Genomic DNA, 20,828 nt, shown 5'->3' on the forward strand with positions numbered 1-20,828 from the left:
CCATGAGCTTTCTGCCCTCGCCCGATCGTGAATATCTGGAATCGAAGAGCGTTACCTTCGAGGAAGTGCAAGATGGCGGGCAGAAAGCCATCATCCTAAAATCCGTTCCGTTGCCGTCGGGACGTTTCGACGCGCCGGTGGCTGACATTCTCATCATACTGCCACCGGCCTATCCGGACGTGGCCCCTGATATGTTCCATCTCATGCCCTGGGTCCGGCTCGTTCCAGCCGGAAAATATCCGAACGCGGCGGATCAGCCGGTGATGTTCAAGGGGCAGAACTGGCAGCGCTGGTCGCGTCACAACAGCGAATGGCGCCCCGGCATCGACGGCATCTGGACGATGCTCAAGCGCGTCGAGGACGCGTTGGCGAGGGCGGCATGACGACGTTCAGCCTCACTATGACGGAGACGCATTCGCGCGAATTGCACGATCACCTGCTCCGGCCAAACGGTCACGAACATGCCGCCTACGTGGTGTGCCGGCCTTCGCGGGTCCGGCGCGATCCGTGGGATGGCGAGGCGCATGAACGGATGCTTGTCGTAAGGATTGTTCCCGTTCCAGACGAGCATATCATTGAATCAACACCCATGATCATCTCATGGCAGACCGCCTCCTTCGTTCGCCTTCTCAAGGAGGCGGAGGCGGAAGGATACGTGGTCGGGATCATTCACAATCATCCGGCGGGGATGGACTGGTTCTCGGAGCAAGACGACGCGAACGAGCCCGACCTTATGCGTATCGCCGTCAATCGGAACGGATCGCAATCGAGATTCTTCAGTTTGCTGTTGACGACTGACGGGAAGTTCGCGGGACGTATGTGGCTGGCCCCCACGCCGGGTGCCTTCGTCCCTCTAAGATCGATACGCGTGATCGGCGATAGGATGGGATTTCATTATCCGGGCAGAGGAAAAGGCGAAACTCCCACCGCCTTCCAGCGCCAGGCGCTCGCGTTCGGCAACGCGCTGAACGCCGACTTGCGTTCCATGCGGGTCGGCGTCGTCGGCTGCGGCGGAACCGGAAGCGCCACCGCCATGCTGCTCGCGCGCCTTGGCGTCGGTCAAATCGTACTGATCGACAACGACATCGTTGATCGCACGAACCTGAACAGGTTGCACGGCTCGACACAAGCCGACGCGGATGCGATGACGCCAAAGGTCGAGGTTGTCGCGCGCGAAATCGCGCGGATGGCGCTTGGCGTTCGGGTTATCCCCATGGAAGCCTGGGTCGGTGATCCTGGATGCCGCGACGCTCTCAGATCGTGCGATGTCATTTTCGGCGCCACTGACGATCACGATGGCAGGCTGTTTCTGAACCGCCTCGCCTACTATTATCTTATACCCGTCATCGACATGGGGCTGTCCATCGATGTCGGCGACGATGACATACCGACGATCCACGCGCTCGATGGCCGCGTGAGCGTTCTCTTTCCAGGCCATACCTGCCTGATCTGCCGGGATGTAATCCGGCCAGTGATCGCCAGCGCGGAGGCGCTTCGCCGTACCAATCCCGAGGAGTACGAGCGTCGCAAGATCGAGGCGTATGTCGCCGGCGAAGGAAATCCCGCACCGGCGGTCGTCACGTTCACGACGGAACTTGCCTGCATGGCGGTGAACGAGATGATCCACCGGCTGCAAGGTTTCCGGGGCGCGGGAGGATCTGCCGCCAATCGCGTGCGTAAATTTCATCTCGGAGAAGACCGGCATCCCGGTCATCGCCCCCGCGAGGGCTGCCCAGTTTGCTCCTCATCGGCGATCTGGGGACGAGGCGATGAAGATCCGTTCCTAGGCCGGGCGGGGTGAGATGGTGATGCTTCGCTCAATCTTGCTCTGGCTCCTCGTCGCGTTAGGCCTCGCGCGCAGGCCCGATTTCACGGTCCTTATCGTGAGCGATCATCCCGACGAGAGCGCCATGAAGCCGGGGCGCGTTTATGTCGTGACGAGCGGCGGACATATGAAATGGGCGTATTTCCTTTGTCCGGCCGACCCGATGGAGGTCATCCAGCTTTCTTTGATGACCAGTCGGCGACCGCATTGGCGGCTCACGCGCGATTGGGCCGACCGGCCGACCATTCAACCGTCCGTCTGGCAGATGGCGGGGTCGCACGCGCATTTCTGGATACGCGGCGGCCAAGTCGATTGGTGTGCGGATTCTGGCAAGCCCACCGCGCACCATCGATAAGACTCCGAATGGCGTCCGGGCCTCGATGGGTGCCGGGAGAGCGAAATCTCCCGGCGCGTGGTTCAGCGGCAAGACGCCGATCATGGGGATGCTTGGGGAGCGTGAAGGCTCCCTTAGCTGGCGATCGAACGGACATCCGTTCGTCCATGGATAGGTGCCCGTGGAGAGGGAAGTCTCCAAGTCCGGCGAGTGGTCAAGCTGCGATACGCTTGATGGCGCATTTTCCGGTTCGATGCCGGATCAGGCGCCACGGCCGGAGGGTGCACGGGAGCGCGCAGCGGGCTCCCTGCCAAGGCGGTGCTGTATTACAGCACACGACTTGCGCGTACTCGGGCGTACTCGGTGTGTGTGTCATTGGGGAAGAATCCGGAAAATAGCATACCCCTTGAATGACTTGCAGCTCTACAACTGGACGGCGCACAATCGTCATGCACAGGGTGAAGGAAACGGGTGGGAATGGCAGAGCAAGAACCAGATCGAGAGAAGACCGAATCCGCCGGCTTAACCCTGGAGGCGTACTATCGCGAGAACTACTTGGGTTTTGGCGGAGGCGATATATTCTGCATCGGCGGCGGTTCGATACCTGCCCGTGTCGGAGAGCTCATACTCCTTCTTCTTTCTTTCCACGTCGATGGCGGACAATCACCGCTCAGCCAGATAGTGGTCATAGCGCCGCCGGGTTCGGCGTCTGAACTGAAACGCCTGGAGGCGAAGCTGAACGACGGGGTGGCAAAAGGCGAATTACGCCCGCCTGCCTCTGCACAAGCGAGTGAGCGATTCCGGTTCATCGAATTGTCCGACCTTCGGTCGGCCTCGGTCATAGCCGAGGTCAAGGACGTTCCGGAGAAAAGCGCGATCATTATTCATGACGCGGCTGTCTTTAGAAACGCCGATGGCAAGTTGGAACCAGACAAGCCGAGCCTGCGCGAGGATTTTTGGGTGCCACAGGTTCATTCCCTGTGCGCGGAAGTGCTGGCTGCCACACGCGGGAGAAATGCCTACGTCGTGCTCGACACGGGCGAGCTAGTACCCAGACGGCCTGCAAATATTGAAATCCTGAAATCGCTGGACGATGTAGGCTTCGTGGCAGGTGAAATGGTGGGTGACATGGACGCAATCCTTGGCGACCACCTCGATCGCTGGGATCAGCTTCTTGCCTCGGGACGTATCGGGATTGTCATACGAGACATCGACGAGCTGACTTCGGGGGCGGACGAAAAAACGTTCCTGCGCATTCAGGTGTTTCATCGCGGTGGCTTGCACGGCCAAGCGCTCGAGGAAATAGAGAGGTTCCCGATTAATTCGAGCGCGCCGCTTGTCCTGACCAAGTTGGCCCGCATCGCATCGGATGCCGGCGCGACCTTCTTGGCGGCGCGATTTCTCAGACCGGCCATCGATACGATGAGCAATGTCGAGGGGCTTGCCCTGGCCGTTGACACCGCCTCCAATATTTCGGAGCCAGAGATCGAAGCGCGAGCAGCGGCGCGTCTTGAAAAACTGTTCCCGGACCATTCTGTGCTTGTGGGAAGAAACTGGCGACTTTTGGGCCGCGCGGGGGATTATGACGGTCTCGCCGCATTGGCCGAGCGCCAAGGGGAGACGCGGACGCGCGACCTTTTCAAGGAACTTTCTGCATTGCTGCCGAAACAAGGTGTCCCCGACTACGCCGGAATCGAAGCGAGTTTGTCGAAACGCTATGAGGATCAACTTCAACAGGTCAATGCGATCCTGACCCGCGACGCGCAGCGACGACAATTGCCGATGCATGCGCTGGAGATTGCGACGCGGCGGGCGATTGATTCGCCGATCACCGCGCGACTGGTTCTTAGCATCGTCGAGAATCTGGCCTTGGATCGCGATGCAACCGGACAGCTCCGGGTACCTGCCGAACAACTCAAATCAGCGATCGCCAAGGTTATTGAGTATCTAGCTCGAAATACGACCGACGCGCATACGCGCACGCGCTTGGCCCACGTGCTTTCGCTCGACGTCACGGGAACCTTGGGCGTTGCTCTGGTCGCGACAATAGCCCTCGACTTCATGAGACGGCCGCTTGACCTCGTTGATAGCGGGCATAGGGAAGGATACTCCGCCGAAGAGCTTTCCGCGAAGCTGGGCGCAATCAAAGAGGCGTTCAAATGGCTTTCGAAGGAAGCGCCGATTGCGCTTGAAAGGATTGTGCTTCCGAAAGAGCTGCTAACCGAACCCGCTGATGATATGGCGCCCGCCATCATGCGAATGATCCAGCATTTGAGCGGCGGCATTCGTGACGATGCCGACATCAATCAAATGATGATGTGGCTCGGCCTTGGCATCGGAATGAACCCGTACACGGAAACACGCGACCACGACCTTCCCATGATCCGCGTTGCGGCGGGCGCTTTCGCCACGGCCGGGCGCGTTTAGCTCGCCCGCGACCTGGCCGAACAGGTTTTGCGAATGGGTGGGGATTCTCCGGCGCGCATGCGTGTAAGCTGGTTCGCCGTGGCGGATATCCATCAACGGCTGGGTAACAGACTTGAAAGTCTGATTGCTTTCGCATGCGCTGCGGCGGGTGACACCGCTGTGAGCGGCGAGGAAGCCTGGCATGAGACGAACGGCCTTGTACGCCTGTTGAGGGACCTCGGTCTCGTCGCCATCGCCCGTCAAATTCACGCCAAGGGCGGAGAAATCCTGGAGCGCATGGAGTTGGGGGAAGCAAACGCGCATCGACATCGCTTCATGTCGCTCTCCATCGACGTCGCCGAAGCGACAAGAACTAGTGAGGACCTGAATTCAAAGCTCCCCACCCTCCTCGATCGCGCGACACAAGGTGCGCAGGAAGCGGTTGATCATCGCGATGCTGTTGATCCCGCCACGATCTTGCTTGGCCAGCTGATCCTCTGGTCGCGCTTGGCGAATGTGGATGTTCCTAAACTCAGCTTCGATGTCTTCAACCAGCTACTGGAAAAGGCTAGCGGTCCGGTTGCGGAATTGGCTCGCACCTTCTCATCAAGCGAACCGGATGCTGACGGGATTCTCAAACTGCACCGAAACATCGAGAGCGCGCGCTATGCCGATGATGGCGGATTTGACGCGCGTTTCACCGCGATGGCGGCGCACCGTCTGCTGGCGTCGAAGGCTGCGAGGAGTGATGCAACAATATCGGCCTTCGCCATTGAAATGCTGGCCGACAGAGCCATCCCACCGCCGGGTTGGCAAGTCACATCCAAGCCGCTCCCTGCGCTGCAGAAAATCGGAGACGCGGCTGACATCGCCAGAAACCTATCGTCAGAAGGTATGTCGGTAGTGCTGCTCGGAATTGACTCCGAACAGCGGTTGACGCGGGTTGATTGGGTGGATGGACGTGAGAGCGTTGTGAGTGAACCCACCGACATCTTCTCGGTGGCTGACTTTCGGAGGTGGAAAGACGAGTTCCCGTTCACGTACGGGATCGACGAGAAGACGCAAAATCTGTTCTACATAACCACGGAGCAGCTTCGTCTAAGCGCCTTGCCTGAAGGTCCAGTGCTGATCGTCTCCGACGCCGAGTTGCAACAACTTCCTAGCAACATCATCCGGGTCAATGACGAGTTCGCGGGTCAAAGCAGGCCGATGGCTTCGGCACCCTCCCTGTCCTGGCTCAAGGCCGCTCGCGACAATCCCCCCAAAACGAGCGGCCGAATGACCGCATGGATCTCGCAAGAGGAGAGACTTGGTCAGACATTCGTCGCGATAGCGACACGGGTAAGCGAGACACTGAACAAGCACGGCATTGAACTCGATACCGGAGCTGAGATTCCCGGCGATCTTGCCGAATCCGAGCTGGTAATCGTCACAGCTCACGGTGGTCTTGGTCTCGATGGAAGATTTTTTCAACGGGTGAGTGATGAGGGCAACCTTATCGCGACAGGCAGAGAGCTTGCCGCAGCGCTCCGCAACGTGGGAGTCGTCGTTCTGTTCATTTGCAGCGGCGGGCGCGCGGATAAGGTTCCGGATGCCGTCACGACAACAGGTCTGGCGAAAGCAATTCTCGATCAGGGCTGTTCCGCGGTCGTGGCTTCACCCTGGCCACTCGATTCCGTCGTGACATACCAATGGCTGCCGACATTCCTAGACAATTGGATGGCAGGTAAGCCCCTGGCGATAGCAAACTTTCTCGCCAACCAGTATGTTGCGAAGATGCTCGGCGCAGAACCGGCCAAGTCACTCGCCATGAACATCTACGGCGATCCTTTGAGACGCTATCGGGGTTAAGGATCGGGATGAAATCGAATCCGATTGGGATGTGGATTCGACTAGTGTCAACTTTGGCTTGTGAGCGCTTTCATTCGGATATCGCCGGAGTTTAGTGCAATGACTATCTCTGGCGGTCTCAATAGATGTCCGCTTTCAAGGTCCGACGGAGTTTTTCTCGATGGCTGACTTGAGGCGCGAAGCAGCCATTCGCAATCCGGCGTACACATGCGCTGGAAGCGTATAAAACATTTCACGAAAAGGCCCATTCCTCGTCGGCCGGCGTAACCAACCCCTGCCGCAGCCGGCTGTGAAGGTCATGCCACGACGGGTCAGTCACGAAGCCTTTCATGCTTCCACATGCCTCGGCGAAGGAAATGTCGCCCAGACGGTCGATAAGATTACTCGATCCGCCGTTCCTGCCATTTAGGAATAGCTCGAGCGGATCATCATCACACTCAATTACCCGATGTCCCCAAGCACCCGGTACGTCATCGTTTGCGAGAGCCTGCCGAAGATCTTCATCCACACCTGCGGCCTCAAGCGCCCGGCAGATGACGTAGCGCATCAGGGGATAGTAGATCGGCTGATAGCTGCCTCCAAGCGCGCGCACGCCGGGTAGGATCGACAAAACCAGAAACATCAGCAGGAGATTCGGGACAAGGCTGCGGTTTGCCAGCCGCTCGAGGATGTCGGGGGCTGTGAAATAGGCCACCTTCATACCGGTCGCAGGATCGATGAGTTCTCCGGCGACCAGGCGCAGCGGAAGGCGTTTTCCATTTTCATACAACCAGAAGAAATCAGTACCGCGCGCGAGCCAGCCACTCCAGGGGCCGGACGCAAGCCCGTCGAGACCGGCAAGGATATTGGAGGCGAATTTCGGTTCTTCCAGCAGTCTCATGCGTAGCCAGGAATTTTCGTCCGACAGATGGTCGGCCACCAAGTCGGCGATATCCTCGTCGTCGATCTGCAGGAAGGCAAAGCGGCCTCCGAACATTTTTGGCCAAAGCTTGAGATTGGCTGCCTTGATGGCGTGCGCGGGCCGCTCGAATTGCGTCTTCGGCAGAAAGCTACGAAGCAGCGTGAGCGCGTCTCCCCCAGTGTTTGGCTCCGTCGGCAACAACTCGAACCTATAGGGTCCCGGCCCGGCTAGCAGGCTGTATCCGATCATCCGGCTTCGGCTTAGACCAAAGACGTTGACCGGCGTCCCGCCAACGGTGAGCCAGCCTGGCCCCTTCCGTGGCTTTTCAACAAGGTTCACCGTTGAAACGGCGTAGGAAACATAGGTCGAACAACCATGCGCCGAGAGACCAAGGAGGCTGAAGATATGCGTGTAATAGGCTTCCGGCTCCATGAGGAGAAACAAATGGGGGCCTGTCTGCAACACGCGGCTCCTTTCGAAATCCCTGCAGATTTCCGAGGCGGTATCGGCAGACAACCCGTTTCGTGTCGCCGCCTTCCTGATGATGTCGAGGAGTTTGGTGAAGGCGCGAAACCGGGTTTCTGGTACGGACCTGGAAGCTGGCGCCTCGAACAGGCGAAACGCATAATCGCGGATCGGCCGGGAATGGTATGGGCTCATCCAGGGGTAGAGTGCCGTCAGCGACCCCAGGACTGCCTGTTTCGCATCTACGCCTGCTGTTAGCTCTTCCACCTCACGATTCACCTTTTTCTTGTGTCTGAATTACACCGACGCTCAAAGACGAAATACTGATGAGGAGCACCACTCCGAAGCTGAAGAAAATCGTCGAAGGAAATGCTCGATCTCCTACAGCGGCGGCGACGCCGAAGACGATTAATCCGAGCGCCACTGCCACACTGTGCATAATGCCTTTTGCCCGGCCCAACAGATAAACCGACACACGCGACTGCAATGTGACTTCAACGCTGACGCGTCCAAGATTGTATAGAAATCCGAGCGCTGCAAAAAGGATCACTGTCCAAGGCGTGCGCAGAGATGTCAGCGCCATGAGGACCAGCGCCGTTAAGCCCAAAAGCATGAGATGCCGCGCGTGGGTACTCATCGCTCTTTCAATCCGGAATAGAGAGACCGCGCCGATCAGTGAGCCCGCCGACCATGCAGCCTCGAGGTAGCCGAAGTCCACGGCGGTACCCTTCTGCTCCTGGAAGACGAAGCTAGATCCCATGACGCTGACAAGCACCGCGCTCGTGTAGAGAAGCGCGTAGACGACAATGAGACGACGCAGGCTCGGATCGATTTGCGCTGCAGAGTTTCTGGCGATGCGGACATCGCGCGAAACCGGTTCCAGCCGCATCATGGTCAGGCAGCCCGCTGAAAACAGGAAGAAGGCAGCAAGAACGGTGAATGGCAGGGCTGGGGAGCGTTCATGCAACAACGGCCCTGCAAGCAGAGCTGCGCCGAGGTTGCCGAACTGCATGACGAAGAAGACGGCGGAATTCGTGGCTACAAGATCGCGGCCGTCAGCGATCACGGGGATCATTGATTGAGAGCTCGTTAGCGCGACACGGTCGCAAAACGAAAAGAGGGCCGCTGACAGGCAGATGATCAGAAACACGTCCATGTAGAGGAGCGCGCAAGCGGTAGCCAGCATAACGAGGAAGCGGCTGAGGTCTGCCGCAACGTTCAAGCATCGCCTGTCAAATCGATCCGCCGCTACGCCGGCCAAAGGGCTCGCGATGAATTCGACAAAGCTTGCGATCGCAAGGAACGTCGCCACGCCGGCAGTTCCGTACCCTCGCCCGACGAGAATCCAGGCGGATGCGACGTAGTAGCCGTTTCGGGCAACAGCCGCCGATAGCGTGCTGGCCAGGAATCCGAGGCAGGTTTTGGCCCGGGTGGGCCGTCCTTTGCCATGATGAATTCGAATCAGGTTTGACATGAGCGGCGTATCCGGGCTGACCGCCGATGGATACCTTCTTCCGCCAAGCCTGCTTTACTGTGATGTTGGGGATTTCCGATACTTGCTGAGAACCGACAGGCGGCGACCTAGATTCTGCACTTACGACGAAATTCCGTGGGGCCGTAGCCGAAAGCCCGCTTAAAGGCGGTCGTGAAATGGCTCGAGCTGCCGAAACCACATTCCATCGCGATTTCCGTCGCCGACAGATTGGTCAATCGCAGCATGTCCGCGGACTGCTCCAACCGTCGCTGCGCAATGAATGCGTGCGGCGTCATGCCTGTCGACTGCTTGAAAGCCCTCCAGAAATGGAAACGGCTAACCCCAATTTCTTTTGCCAGATCGGCGAGCGTAGGTCTGACGTCCGACAACGCCTCGATCATTCCCACCGCGCGCTTGAGATCGAACGATGACAGACCGCCTTTTGCCGGTTCCTTATGGACGCCGTTCAACCTGAACATTTGTCCGAGCAATTGCGTGGCCTGGCACTCCACCATCGTTGCGCTGATGGGGTCAGGCTGTTTGAGCTCCAAGGCAATCCTGTGCAACGCCAACTCTACAGTGCCGTCCCGAAATCCGATCGAAGGCGGCAGCACTGCCGCGCGATGGCGAGCCATTCCCGTGAAAACGTCGTCGGCGAACCCTTTTTCAATGGAGACCAGGAGGTAGGAAGCGGTCGCGTCCCCCTCGTCCCACCCATTCCAATCACTGCCGGCGGGCATGAAGATTGTCGAACCGGCCCGGCGCGGCAAAAAGGCAATCCGGCGCCCGTCCACAATGTCTTCTCCGCGGCACGCCGTGCCCTTCAGGTTCATCAAGAACACATGGTTTGGCTGGAGGAGTCTTGTCTCCTGGCGCTCAAGCCCGGTTCTTTTGACCACGTCCGCCCGCACGTTCCCCCAACTCTCATACTTGTGGTCAAGCGATTGGTGCCGTGACCGGCGATTCTGGGTCGGGTCGAGGGCAAGAGTATTCACGTATCCACAGCCTCCTTACTGGCGAGTGGCCAGTCGCCGCATGATGTGGCGAACCATGGGTTGCTGAACAACACGCAAATAACTCTGGATTGGTAGAAGATGTGACTTTAGCGAAAAAATGGCAAACGAGTGAAAGCCGCCTGTATCCGGCAGCCATACCAGTTGGCTTAGCCAATACTTGAGACCGGTGAAATATTAGACCACACTTATCTTAGTGGAATTTCCCCCATCGACGTATCGGCATCTCACCAATGGAACGGTGCTGGAGGCATACTGCGATGCGTGGACTCGACGACTTTCTGGCAGAGTGCGACCATGGCCCACGGATCAACGGACTAGCCGGCTTTTTCGCCGCGACCGCCGCTGGCAAGAGCGGAATGCCAATCCGCAAGCCCGTCGCCGACGCCCGCCTTCTGCCGAGCGATGACCTGCTGCGCGACCTGGTCAGCCTGCATGCGGCACGACAGGGTTTTTTCGACCAGCACTATCACGGCAGCATTCCTTACAGATTGGAGGAAGAGTGCCGGATGGCCCACGCAGTGCTGAAATACGCACGGCACCGTGGCGCTCCGCTTGCGCTATACAGCCTTGGAACAGCGGAAGGCACGATGGCGAGAACACTGTCGGAACTGTCCGATGGAAAGGTACGCTCGCTGTCGTGCAGCCCGAACGCGGAGAATTACAAATGCTTCATGGCCTATGGCCAACCACTGCACGCCGACTTCTTCATCGGCCCCTTCCATAAGTTGACCAAGGACGTCCTGGGCTCGGATCCGCGACTGGCAAATTTCGCGCACGGGTTCGATATCATTCTCGAAGATACGACCTTCCAGATGTACTCGCCCAACAGAACGGGACAGATCGAGTTCGTGACCCAGCACCTCAAGCCGGACGGAATCTTCGTCTTCGTCGAGAAGTTCCGGGCAACCGAGGAGCCGGACTACAGGCGTCGCGAATACCAGAAGGATTTTGGCTTCAAGGCGCGCTATTTTCCCCCAGAAGAAATCGAGAAGAAGCAGACCCTCGTTCTGGATACGATGTTCGGCAATGAGGTGACCTTGGCAGAGATGGCTGACGCAATACGCGCGCATTTCAGCTACTGCTCCATGACGTGGAACAGCGGAAATTTCTGTAGCCTCGCGGCAAGCAATAGCGAGGAAAATCTAAACCGATACCTCTCCCAGATGGCCACTCCAGCCATTCCGCACGAGTACGTCTACGAAACGAGCTTGTATCCGAGCCTGCCCGTTAGGGTCCCCGCCGCGCAGGAATAGGCTCCTGCGCCTTGAGACAGGTCGACAACACGTTCCGCCGTTTGGACCATGTCTTCGCAGCTGTCGACCATGGTAGCCTGAGGCAGGCCGCAAGAGTTCTCAAAGTGAGGGAATCCTGTGTCAGCCGCAACATCGTTGCTCTCGAGCAATTGCTGGACATGCAGTTGTTTGACCGCGACGCCCATGGCGTTCGGCTGACCGAGGCGGGCCGGGCCTGGGTCGATCTCGTCCGGGCTCATTATGAAGGCTTGCAGGATGCCCTGGCCGGAGGTAGTCGCGGTCACCAGGATGCCAAAACGGTCAGGATAGGGTTATGCGGCCAGATGGGGCGCACATTCGTGGCACGTCTCATCGATCGTTTTGGCCGTCTGCATCCGGATGTGTGCGTCGCAATCGAAGACGTTCCACTCGAACAGTGCCTGGCGGCAATACGCCGCCGGCGCCTTGACATCGTCTTCACGCATGGGCTTGAGAACGCCGCTTTATGCCGTAGCGAGATATTTGCGCACGAGCGCTTGTTCGTTCTCCTGCCCTGTTACCATCCGCTTGCTGAAAGGGCTGCGGTTACATGGGCAGATCTTGCAGGTACGTGTCTGCTGGTTTCAGGCGGATCCTCCCGGGATCTGCGTTTGCTGGAGCATATCGCTGCGAATGGTGGCCCCACTGTCCAGATATGTCGCGCCAGCGAAGCAACGGTCATCCTCAAGGTGCAACTCGGTCAAGGCGTGACTCTGGCGGGCGAGGGTTTTGCCAGGACAGTCGCCATCGACGCCACGGTGTGGAAACCGATCAGTGGCCAGAGCAGCCTCAGTTCGATCAAGGCAGTGTGGCTGGAATCGAACCCAAAGCGTGCGCTTCTGCGGCTGGTTGGGACCGCAAGAAACATGGCGACAGCAACGCGACCCGGGGCTACCCCTGTGAATGCCGGACATACGGAACGCCGCGGCGCGATTTCTGACGTCACGCCATGACTGGGAGGCGCGACTAACGCGGTTCGACTTCGGTCGTCCGGCCCTCAACCACCCTCCGAACGCTTTGCCCTGGCAAAGCCCCGATCCGTCGCAATGAACCGCTCCAACATCGCGACGATGAGGCGCGGCGCATCGGCGGGCCGTTGCCCCGCTTCGCGGCCGAGTATCTCGGCATAAGCGGTCAGGTCACGGTGCAATGCCGCGGGAAGCTCCACCATGACCTTGACCGGCTTGTCGTCGGCAATTGGCCCCAGTTTCAGCTTCGCCATTTCAGCCTCCGTAAGGTTCGAGCACGAGATCGCGCGTGACGATGACGCGCACGGGGTATCCCGGTCGGATGGTGAGTGTCGGCGCTATGTTCAGCTGTCGCTGGACGATCTGCTGGCCTGTCTGGCTGATGCTGTCGGACGCACCCTGGCGCAGAGCGCGCACGATGTCGCTCTCCTGGCCTGATGAGCCTGCCTGCGCGCCGATGCTCAGAACCGTGGAGAGCGCGGCAGCCTTAAACAACTCGCCCCAGTGATAGTCGACGCCATCCTCGAGGCCAGCATAGCCTTCCGCGTCCGTTCCAGGCTCACGTTCCAGAACGATGGAGCGGCCGTCTGGAAAAACCAGTCTGGTCCATACCAGCAACACGCGACGCTGGCCGAAGCCGACGCCATTGTCATACTGGCCGATGAGGCGCGTCCCCTGCGGAATGAGAAGGATGTGGCCGGTGGGGCTGTCATAGACATTCTCTGTCACCTGCGCGGTGATCTGACCCGGCAGATCGGAGCGAATGCCGGTGATGAGCGCGGCTGCGATGACGGCGCCCGCTTGCAGGACGTTCTTCGACGGCGGCGCCGCAACACGATCCGGGGAGACGGTGCGCTTGTCCGGAGGCTGATCGAGGAACGCAAGCTGCCGGTCCTGCACCGAGGGCGGCGCTGGCTGCGGCGCGAGACCAAGGCTGGCGAGATCGGTCTGTGCCGAGGTGGCTGTCGTGCCTGTTCCAGGCTGAGCGGCCGCCGTGTCACTTGCGGGCCGCGTTTGCGTGGACGCGAACAGACGCGCGGTCCTTGCCGCTTCCAGTTCCTGCTCCCGGCGCTGCTGCTCCGGGTCCGGTCCAACGGCGCCTGTCGATGGCGCGGGGCCGCCATTTTGCGCGTTGAGGATCGGACGGCCGAGATCGCCGGGAAGCGGTGGGCCAAGCTTCGGAACGCCCGTATAGTCCTTAGGCAGGCCGGCAAGCCCATCGGGTGTCGAACGATTGTCGGTTGAATACAGCTCCTGACCCTGGCCTTGTTGACGGTTCTGCAGAGCGTAGATCAACGCACCGCCGACAGCGAGGCTTGCGACTAGCCCCAAGCCGGTTAGCGCCTTTCGGGACAGACGCGTCACGCGCGGCGGCTCGGCGCGCAGCCGCATGGCTGCGGCCGGCTCGCCTGTCAACGGCCGGGCGTCATCTTCGGCTGACTCCGCCCTTTCCGCGTCATTAATCGGCCCCAGGCCTTCTTCCTTCCCGGGATCCAATCTGTCGCTCATGATGACGGCCCTCCCCTGTCTGTTCGGAGGTTCGTCGCCGGCGGGGTCTCACCAGGGCCACGCATCCATGAAAATCGACTGCTCCGCACCCCATCGGTGCGGGAGATGCGGATGCGTTGCTGGTTCTTGCCGGCGCCGAAGCGCAACTCGGCGGCGGCAAACAGCCGGTCGACGATCATGTAGTTGCCGCGCACGCGATAGTTGACCAGCTCGGACGTGTCGCCTTCCGGCCCGACCACGAAGAGCGGCGGCATCTCGCCCTGGCCGATGCCCCGCGGGAACTCGATGAACACCTGCTTGCCATCGTCGAAGGCGCGCAACGGCCGCCACGGTGCGCGATCGCCAGTCACCTCGTAGCGGAAATTGACGCGAGAAAGATCGATGCCTGTCGAGACCGGCTGTGCAGCCTCAGCCTGCTGGTTCTGCCTGCGCAATGCGATGAGTTGGTCCTGCGGGTATTGCCAGGAAACCGACGCCATATAGGTCGACGGCGTCGAGCGCAGTTCCATGTGATAGGTACGCCGATCGGTATTGATGACGAGATTGGTGAGAAGATCGGCGCGCGTCGGCTTGACGAGGATGTGGACCTGCTTGGCGCTGCCCGTACCGCTCTCGGTATCGCCGATGATCCAGCGCACGGTGTCGCCGGCGGCGACGGGACCGGAGCCGACGAGCTGCTCGCCGGGCTGGAGCGCGATGTCGGTGATCTGCCCCGGCGATGCATAGACCTGAAAGAGCGCGCCATCGACGAACGGATAGACCTGCATCGAGTTGATGAAGCCGTTGCGGACCGGCTGGACGCGCGCGGCAGCATTGGCCAGGTTCACGCGCGCGGCCGGATCGGTTGGTTCCGGCTCGGGCTTTGCGTCCTTGCCCACCGGCTTCAACTGGCCGGGAAGCGGCAGCGGCCTTGACAGCTCTACCACCTTGACGGGCGGGGGCGGATCGAAGGCCTGCACGGCCGGGACCGGATCGTCATAGGAAATCTCCGGCGGCTTCTGCCTGGTGGCACAGCCTGCAAGCGCCGACATGCAAAGCAGAAGTCCTGGAAAGGCCATTTTGCGGAAGGCCGGCATTGCATGGATGAGGAAAGCCGGACACCCCCGAGGGACGGCTTTGTAGAGTGCGGGCGTCATTGTCCAAGCTCCTTCGACCAGTTGATGGCGTTGATGTAGATGCCAAGCGGATTCTTCCTCAGCGTGTCGGCGTCGCGCGGGGGCTGGACGACAATGGTGAGAATGGCGGACCAGCGCTCCGTGGAAGCGAGTGAGCCATCCTGATAGCGGCGTTCGACCCAGGCGATGCGGAAGCTCGACGGCGATGCACGGATAACCGACGACACGTCGATGGCGATCTGCTGTTTGCCGACCTTGGTGAACGGGTCATTGGCGCGCGCATAGTCGTTGAGAGCCAGCGCCCCGCCCTGCGTCGCGAAGTCGTAGGCGCGCAGCCAGTTCTGCCGCACGATGACCGGATCGGCGGGGATAGACCTCACCTGTTCGATGAAGTGCGCCAGGTAGAAGGCAATCTGCGGATCATTCGGCTGATAGTCGGCGATCGCATGCCCCACAGCCTGCGCCTGCCCGAGACGATCGACCTGCACAACCCAGGGCACGATCGACCCGTTGGCGGATTGCCAGACGAGCGCGGCGGAGAAGCCGGCGGCGAGCGCCAGGCAACCGAAGGCCATGGTGCGCCAATTGCGCGCCTGCACGCGAGCCGAACCGATGCGCTCGTCCCAGACCTGGGCAGCGCGCTGGTAGGGCGTCTCGGGTTGTGGGGATTTGCCGTAGTGCGTGGACGGTCGTTTGAACATGCTCAGTCGCTTTCAGAGAGGTTGATCGAGGAGCCGCTGCCATGGCTGTCGCCACTGCGAACGGCGTGAGCGGCGGCCTGGACGCCATGGGTCATCTGTTGCGAGCGCTTCATGCGCTTCGCCCAGGCGGGCTGACTTTCGGTTGCGGAGGACGCGCCGGGAGCGGAGTCGGCTTCGGCAGCGTTCGCGCCGATTGTGCCGGCGGTGGATGATCCGCCCGTCGTCTCGAAGGCAGCGCGAGCGCCGGACTGGTAGCTCTGCTTCATGCTGCCTGCCGCATTATTGGCCGCGCGCTTGAGCGGTGAGATGGCACCTTGGGCACCGGCGCTGATGACACCGCCGAGCCCGGATGCAACGCTGGAAAAGCCTGACTGTCCGGCGGCGCCGAGGCCGTAGCCTGTGGATGCCCTGCCCGCGGTGGCGGCACCGCCACGGGCCGCCGCCGCAGCACCGCCGCTGACAGCCGCGCCGCCGGACACGACGGCACCGGCGGCCGCCGCGCCCACTGCTGCCATGCCGCCGGCGGCAAGCCCGGTGCCGACCGCCGCACCCGCGCCGAGCTGCGGACCGCCGGAGACGAGACCGTTGGCAATGCCGGGTCCAAAGATCCCAAGGCCGAGCAGCGACAGCGCGGCCAGCACGATCGCCATGGCGTCGTCGATCGACGGCGTGGTCCCGCCGAATCCCGAGGTGAACTCGGAGAAAAGGGTCGAGCCAATGCCGATGATGACGGCGAGCACCAGCACCTTGATGCCGGACGAGATGACGTTGCCGAGCACCCGCTCGGCCATGAAGGCAGACTTGCCGAACAGACCGAAGGGTATCAGCACGAAACCGGCGAGCGTCGTCAGCTTGAACTCGATCAAGGTGACGAAGAGCTGGATTGCCAGGATGAAGAAGGCGAGCAGCACCAGCGCCCAGGCGAAGAACATGCAGGCGATCTGGATGAAATTCTCGAAGAAGGCCCAATAGCCCATCAGGTTCGAGATCGAGTCCAGCAACGGCCGGCCGGCATCGAGCCCGGTCTGCGCCACCTTGCCCGGGCGCATGAGATCGTTGACGGTAAAACCCGTACCCGAGGCCTTCAGGCCAAGCCCGGCGAAGCTCTCGAAGACGATGCGGGCGAGATTGTTCCAGTTGGAGATGAGATAGGCGAAGACGCCGACGAACAGGGTCTTCTTGACGAGGCGCGCCATGATGTCGTCGTCCGCACCCCAGGACCAGAAGAGCGCAGCCAACGTCACGTCGATGACGATCAGGGTTGTGGCGATGAAGCCGACCTCGCCGCCGAGCAGGCCGAAGCCGCTGTCGATGTAGCGCGTGAAGACTTCGAGGAAATGGTCGATGACGCCCATACCGCCCATGTCAGTGAATCTCCGGCCGGGGCGGCTCGACCTGCATCGCCGGAGCGGTCACATCCGTCGACTCCCCTTCTTTCCGGTCGGCTGACGCCGGCACATTCGGAAACAGCGTTGTCGGCGCCACCGGAGCAGGCGCGGTTGCCGAGTCACGTTGACCGAGAAACCGGCGCCGACTGTCTGCCCACGCTTTCAGACAACCGGGATCGCGAGGACCGGCCTCGCCGATCCCGGAACAGCGGCGCAATTCGGCCGCGAGCGGATCTTGTGGCGCGATGGAACGGTCCCCTGTCGCCAGGGCGTCAGGCTCATCGTCCTTTCTGCTCATCTCGATTGCGGTCACTGTCAAAGCGACCGCGATGAAGACGACTGCGCCGATGCGAGCTAGGAGCTTGCCTTCCATCGCGCGGACCTCAATTCTTGCCATAGAACATCTGCGCACTGCCGGGCTGGTAGCCCGAGCCCTGCGTCAGGAAGCGGCGGCGCTGCTCCCGGCCCTGGTCGGCGGCGGTGGCCTGCTCGGCCGATTGCAATGCCTGCGCCCGACCGTTCGCGGCGACGACAGCGGTGAGATCGGCGAGCTGCTGAGCCTGAAGCGCGAGGAGCTGGTTGCCGGCCTGTGCTGCCTGAAGCGCGCCGGTCGCACCCTGGCTCTGGCCGACCAGCGCCGACATCTCACTGCGATTGGTGTCGATGTTGCCGACGACTCCCGCCTGCACACGCATGGCATCCTGAAGGCCACCAACCGTGTTGCCCCATCGCGAGCGCGCGTCGGCGACAAGTTGCTGGTCCGAAGCCGACAGCGAGACGTTGCCGTATTTCTGCTGGAAGGCCTGATCGATCTGCTGCACGTCGTAGGCAACGTTCTGCGCTTGACCGAGCAATTGCTGCGTACGCTGCACGGACTGCTGGAGCTGTTGCAGGGAGGAGAACGGCAGGCTTGCGAGATTGCGGGCCTGGTTGATGAGCATCTGCGCCTGGTTCTGAAGCGAGGTGATCTGGTTGGTGATCTGTTCGAGCGAGCGCGCTGCCGTCAGGACGTTTTGCGAATAGTTCGAGGGATCGAAAACGATCAAGGCCTGTGCGGGTGTTGCCAGCATGGGCGAGAGCGCGGCGGGAGCGACAAGCAGGGCAGCAGCGAGCCGCACGGCAAGTGAATGGCGCATTTTCATGGGGACTTCTCCTTGTTGGTGAGTGCGGGGCTGGTCAGGGTGGGAACGAGTTCAGCCGCCCATCGCAAATTGCGGTGGGTCAGCCAGGCTGCGAGGAAACCGTCGCGGCCGTGCTCAGCGAGGATGTGGGCGATCGCGGCCTGGTCGGTCTTGGCGGATACAGCGCAGAGTGCGAGCGCCACATCCGACAGACCGAGCTCGAACAGCCGGTTGCCGCGACGGGACTGGCAGTAATAGTCGCGCTTCGGCATCGCCCGCGCGATGATCTCGATCTGCCGGTCGTTGAGGCCGAAGCGACGATAGATCGCCGTGATCTGTGGCTCGATGGCGCGCTCGTTGGGCAGCAGAAGCCGGGTCTGGCAACTCTCGATAATCGCAGGCGCGACCGCCGAACCATCGATGTCGCTGAGCGACTGCGTGGCGAAGATGACGCTGGCGTTCTTCTTGCGCAGCGTCTTCAGCCATTCGCGGAGCTGGCCGGCAAAGCCCTCATCGTCCAGCGCAAGCCAGCCTTCGTCGATGATGAGAAGGGTTGGCGAGCCATCGAGCCGGTCCTCGACGCGATGGAAAAGATAGGACAAGACCGCGGGCGCAGCACCCGTTCCGATCAGCCCTTCGGTTTCGAATGCCTGGACCGACGCCGATCCGAGATGCTCGCGCTCCGCATCGAGCAGGCGGCCATAGGGACCTCCGACGCAATAGGGGCGCAATGCCTGCTTGAGATCGTTTGATTGCAGCAGGACGACCAGACCGGTCATGGTACGCTCCTCGACAGGCGCGGACGCCAGAGAGCTCAACGCCGTCCAGATATGCTCCTTGATCTCAGGCGTGATCGTCACATTCTCACGCGTCAGGATCGCCACGATCCAGTCGGCGGCCCAGGCGCGTTCGGGGACATCATGAACACGCGCTAACGGCTGAAGGCTGACGCTGTCGATTGCCCCATCGCTGAGATCGCCGCCGAGATCATGCCAGTCGCCGCCCATGGCGAGTGCGGCCGCGCGGATCGAACCGCCGAAATCGAAGGCGAAAACCTGTGACCCCGCATAGCGGCGGAACTGGAGCGCCATCAGCGCCAGCAGCACGGACTTGCCGGCGCCGGTTGGGCCGACGACCAGCGTATGGCCGACGTCGCCGACGTGAAGCGAAAGCCGGAACGGGGTCGAGCCTTCGGTCTTGCCGAAGAGCAGAGGGGGCGCTGCAAAATGCTCGTCCCGCACCTCGCCCGCCCACACAGCGGAAAGCGGGATGATGTGGGCGAGATTGAGAGTGGAGATGGGAGGTTGACGGACATTGGCGTAGACATGACCCGGCAGGCTGCCGAGCCAGGCGTCGACGGCGTTGATGGTTTCGATGATCGCCGTGAAATCGCGGCCCTGGATGGCCTTTTCGACCATGCGTAGTTTTTCGTCGGCGGTTCCGGGATCATCGTCCCACACCGTCACCGTCGCGGTGACATAGGCCATGCCGGCATAGTCGGCGCCGAGCTCCTGCAGCGCCATGTCGGCATCGGCGGCCTTGTTTGCGGCGTCGGTGTCGACGAGGACGGACGCCTCGTTGGTCATCACCTCCTTGAGGATCGCCGCGACCGATTTGCGCTTGGCGAACCATTGACGCCGGATCTTTGTCAGCAGCCTGGTCGCATCGGTCTTGTCGAGCAGGATCGCGCGTGTCGACCAGCGATACGGGAAGGCCAGCCGGTTCAGTTCGTCGAGCAGACCCGGCGTGGTAGCGGTCGGGAACCCCGTGACCGTGAGAACGCGCAGATGCGATGCGCCAAGCCGCGGCTCAAGCCCGCCGGTCAGTGGCTGGTCGGCCAGCATGGCATCGAGATACATCGGCGTTTCGGGAACGCGGACACGGTGACGATTGGTCGAGACGCAGCCATGCAGGTAAGTCAATGTCTCGGAGTCATCGAGCCAGCGGCACTCCGGCATGAAGGCTTCGACAAGGCGCAGGACGCGGTCGCTGCGATCGGCGAACCCGGTCAGTACCTCATTGGGGTCCAGGCCCTTCTTCTGGCGCCCTTCGTAGAGCCAGCTTTCCGCACGCGCACTGTCTTCGGCGGGCGCGAGATAGGTGAGCGTCAGGAAGTAGCTGGACTCGAAATGCGCGCCAGCCTCCTCGAATCCCGCCTTTCGTTCCGCATCGACCAGCATTGAGGCCGCATCCGGAAAGTGGCTGTCGGGGTAACTGGTCGAGGCATGGCGCTGCGCCTCGACGAAGATCGCCCAGCCGGAGCCGAGACGGCGGAAGGCATTGTTGAGCCGGCCGGCGACGGCAACCAGTTCGGCCGGGACGGCGCTGTCGAGATCAGGACCGCGAAAGCGCGCGGTACGCTGGAAGCTGCCGTCCTTGTTGAGAACGATTCCAGGGCCGACCAATGCCGCCCAGGGCAGGAAGTCGGCGAGCCGGCTGCTACGATTGCGATATTCGGAAAGGTTCATCATAGATGCGACCTC

The 20,828-nt window shown here is 61.1% G+C and carries 18 protein-coding genes; 7 read left to right on the plus strand and 11 right to left on the minus strand.

The window, feature by feature from the left end:
- Nucleotides 1–2: 2 nt before the first annotated feature.
- The 5 genes from NKH70_RS23380 (at nt 3) to NKH70_RS23400 (ending at nt 6,416) form a co-directional block, all read left to right on the plus strand.
- Entirely contained in the window at nt 3–383 is a 381-nt protein-coding gene (locus NKH70_RS23380; RefSeq protein ID WP_353026116.1) for an E2/UBC family protein, read from the plus strand.
- Nucleotides 380–1,801 carry a ThiF family adenylyltransferase gene (locus NKH70_RS23385; protein WP_353026118.1) on the plus strand — a complete coding sequence of 474 codons (1,422 nt, stop codon included), beginning with the start codon at nt 380–382 and terminating at the stop codon, nt 1,799–1,801. Before NKH70_RS23380 ends, NKH70_RS23385 begins: the two co-directional genes overlap by 4 nt.
- Before the next feature lies 1 nt (nt 1,802).
- A complete protein-coding gene (locus tag NKH70_RS23390) occupies nt 1,803–2,180 on the plus strand; it encodes a ubiquitination-like system serine protease family protein (RefSeq protein ID WP_353026119.1) in 378 nt (125 codons plus the stop codon).
- A 456-nt stretch (nt 2,181–2,636) separates the two neighbouring features.
- Entirely contained in the window at nt 2,637–4,586 is a 1,950-nt protein-coding gene (locus NKH70_RS23395; protein WP_353026120.1) for a hypothetical protein, read from the plus strand.
- Between the two features lie 57 nt (nt 4,587–4,643).
- Nucleotides 4,644–6,416: a CHAT domain-containing protein gene (locus tag NKH70_RS23400; RefSeq protein ID WP_353026121.1), complete on the plus strand. Its 1,773-nt coding sequence runs from the start codon at nt 4,644–4,646 to the stop codon at nt 6,414–6,416.
- A 232-nt stretch (nt 6,417–6,648) separates the two neighbouring features.
- Here NKH70_RS23400 and NKH70_RS23405 read toward each other — a convergent pair whose 3' ends face one another.
- The 3 genes from NKH70_RS23405 to NKH70_RS23415 form a co-directional block, all read right to left on the minus strand.
- Complete coding sequence (locus tag NKH70_RS23405; protein ID WP_353026122.1) at nt 6,649–8,049, minus strand: hypothetical protein; 1,401 nt, start codon at nt 8,047–8,049, stop codon at nt 6,649–6,651.
- 1 nt (nt 8,050) lies between these two features.
- Entirely contained in the window at nt 8,051–9,256 is a 1,206-nt protein-coding gene (locus NKH70_RS23410) for an MFS transporter (RefSeq protein ID WP_353026124.1), read from the minus strand.
- Between the two features lie 107 nt (nt 9,257–9,363).
- On the minus strand, nt 9,364–10,251 hold the full coding sequence (locus NKH70_RS23415) for a helix-turn-helix transcriptional regulator (protein ID WP_353026126.1): 888 nt from the start codon (nt 10,249–10,251) through the stop codon (nt 9,364–9,366).
- A 278-nt stretch (nt 10,252–10,529) separates the two neighbouring features.
- Between NKH70_RS23415 and NKH70_RS23420 the strand changes: the two genes are divergently transcribed.
- Both NKH70_RS23420 and NKH70_RS23425 read left to right on the plus strand, forming a co-directional pair.
- Nucleotides 10,530–11,525 (plus strand): class I SAM-dependent methyltransferase, encoded by a 996-nt coding sequence (locus NKH70_RS23420; RefSeq protein WP_353026128.1) that lies wholly within the window; start codon nt 10,530–10,532, stop codon nt 11,523–11,525.
- Between the two features lie 11 nt (nt 11,526–11,536).
- Nucleotides 11,537–12,496 (plus strand): LysR family transcriptional regulator, encoded by a 960-nt coding sequence (locus NKH70_RS23425; protein ID WP_353026130.1) that lies wholly within the window; start codon nt 11,537–11,539, stop codon nt 12,494–12,496.
- A gap of 44 nt (nt 12,497–12,540) precedes the next feature.
- Here the strand turns inward: NKH70_RS23425 and NKH70_RS23430 are convergent, their stop codons facing one another.
- Genes NKH70_RS23430 through trbE form a run of 8 tightly spaced genes read right to left on the minus strand, consistent with a single transcriptional unit; the run spans nt 12,541 to nt 20,816 of the window.
- Nucleotides 12,541–12,765, minus strand: coding sequence for a DUF2274 domain-containing protein (locus NKH70_RS23430; protein ID WP_023673788.1), 225 nt, complete (start codon nt 12,763–12,765; stop codon nt 12,541–12,543).
- A gap of 1 nt (nt 12,766) precedes the next feature.
- Nucleotides 12,767–14,020 carry a TraB/TrbI/VirB10 family type IV secretion system protein gene (locus NKH70_RS23435; protein ID WP_353026132.1) on the minus strand — a complete coding sequence of 418 codons (1,254 nt, stop codon included), beginning with the start codon at nt 14,018–14,020 and terminating at the stop codon, nt 12,767–12,769.
- Nucleotides 14,017–15,156, minus strand: coding sequence for a P-type conjugative transfer protein TrbG (gene trbG, locus NKH70_RS23440; protein ID WP_353026134.1), 1,140 nt, complete (start codon nt 15,154–15,156; stop codon nt 14,017–14,019). The genes NKH70_RS23435 and trbG overlap by 4 nt, the downstream gene beginning before the upstream one ends.
- A complete protein-coding gene (trbF, locus tag NKH70_RS23445) occupies nt 15,153–15,836 on the minus strand; it encodes a conjugal transfer protein TrbF (protein ID WP_353026136.1) in 684 nt (227 codons plus the stop codon). Before trbF ends, trbG begins: the two co-directional genes overlap by 4 nt.
- Before the next feature lie 2 nt (nt 15,837–15,838).
- Nucleotides 15,839–17,200, minus strand: a complete 1,362-nt coding sequence (gene trbL, locus NKH70_RS23450) for a P-type conjugative transfer protein TrbL (RefSeq protein ID WP_353026138.1) — start codon at nt 17,198–17,200, stop codon at nt 15,839–15,841.
- Nucleotide 17,201: 1 nt separating this feature from the next.
- Nucleotides 17,202–17,597, minus strand: coding sequence for a putative entry exclusion protein TrbK-alt (gene trbK-alt, locus NKH70_RS23455; RefSeq protein ID WP_353026139.1), 396 nt, complete (start codon nt 17,595–17,597; stop codon nt 17,202–17,204).
- Nucleotides 17,598–17,607: 10 nt separating this feature from the next.
- A complete protein-coding gene (gene trbJ, locus NKH70_RS23460; protein WP_353026141.1) occupies nt 17,608–18,366 on the minus strand; it encodes a P-type conjugative transfer protein TrbJ in 759 nt (252 codons plus the stop codon).
- Nucleotides 18,363–20,816: a conjugal transfer protein TrbE gene (gene trbE / locus NKH70_RS23465; RefSeq protein WP_353026142.1), complete on the minus strand. Its 2,454-nt coding sequence runs from the start codon at nt 20,814–20,816 to the stop codon at nt 18,363–18,365. The genes trbJ and trbE overlap by 4 nt, the downstream gene beginning before the upstream one ends.
- Nucleotides 20,817–20,828 lie beyond the last annotated feature (12 nt).

Source organism: Mesorhizobium sp. M0991, assembly GCF_040318915.1.
In the GTDB taxonomy this organism is placed as follows: Bacteria; Pseudomonadota; Alphaproteobacteria; order Rhizobiales; family Rhizobiaceae; genus Mesorhizobium.

Excerpts from the sequence above, each read along its gene's own strand:
- NKH70_RS23380 (WP_353026116.1), top strand. The coding sequence starts at position 3 with ATGAGCTTTCTGCCCTCGCCCGATCGTGAATATCTGGAATCGAAGAGC.
- NKH70_RS23385 (WP_353026118.1), top strand. The coding sequence starts at position 380 with ATGACGACGTTCAGCCTCACTATGACGGAGACGCATTCGCGCGAATTG.
- NKH70_RS23390 (WP_353026119.1), top strand. The coding sequence starts at position 1,803 with ATGGTGATGCTTCGCTCAATCTTGCTCTGGCTCCTCGTCGCGTTAGGC.
- NKH70_RS23395 (WP_353026120.1), top strand. The coding sequence starts at position 2,637 with ATGGCAGAGCAAGAACCAGATCGAGAGAAGACCGAATCCGCCGGCTTA.
- NKH70_RS23400 (WP_353026121.1), top strand. The coding sequence starts at position 4,644 with ATGCGTGTAAGCTGGTTCGCCGTGGCGGATATCCATCAACGGCTGGGT.
- NKH70_RS23410 (WP_353026124.1), bottom strand. The coding sequence starts at position 9,256 with ATGTCAAACCTGATTCGAATTCATCATGGCAAAGGACGGCCCACCCGG.
- NKH70_RS23420 (WP_353026128.1), top strand. The coding sequence starts at position 10,530 with ATGCGTGGACTCGACGACTTTCTGGCAGAGTGCGACCATGGCCCACGG.
- NKH70_RS23430 (WP_023673788.1), bottom strand. The coding sequence starts at position 12,765 with ATGGCGAAGCTGAAACTGGGGCCAATTGCCGACGACAAGCCGGTCAAG.
- NKH70_RS23435 (WP_353026132.1), bottom strand. The coding sequence starts at position 14,020 with ATGAGCGACAGATTGGATCCCGGGAAGGAAGAAGGCCTGGGGCCGATT.
- trbG (WP_353026134.1), bottom strand. The coding sequence starts at position 15,156 with ATGACGCCCGCACTCTACAAAGCCGTCCCTCGGGGGTGTCCGGCTTTC.
- trbF (WP_353026136.1), bottom strand. The coding sequence starts at position 15,836 with ATGTTCAAACGACCGTCCACGCACTACGGCAAATCCCCACAACCCGAG.
- trbL (WP_353026138.1), bottom strand. The coding sequence starts at position 17,200 with ATGGGCGGTATGGGCGTCATCGACCATTTCCTCGAAGTCTTCACGCGC.
- trbK-alt (WP_353026139.1), bottom strand. The coding sequence starts at position 17,597 with ATGGAAGGCAAGCTCCTAGCTCGCATCGGCGCAGTCGTCTTCATCGCG.
- trbJ (WP_353026141.1), bottom strand. The coding sequence starts at position 18,366 with ATGAAAATGCGCCATTCACTTGCCGTGCGGCTCGCTGCTGCCCTGCTT.
- trbE (WP_353026142.1), bottom strand. The coding sequence starts at position 20,816 with ATGATGAACCTTTCCGAATATCGCAATCGTAGCAGCCGGCTCGCCGAC.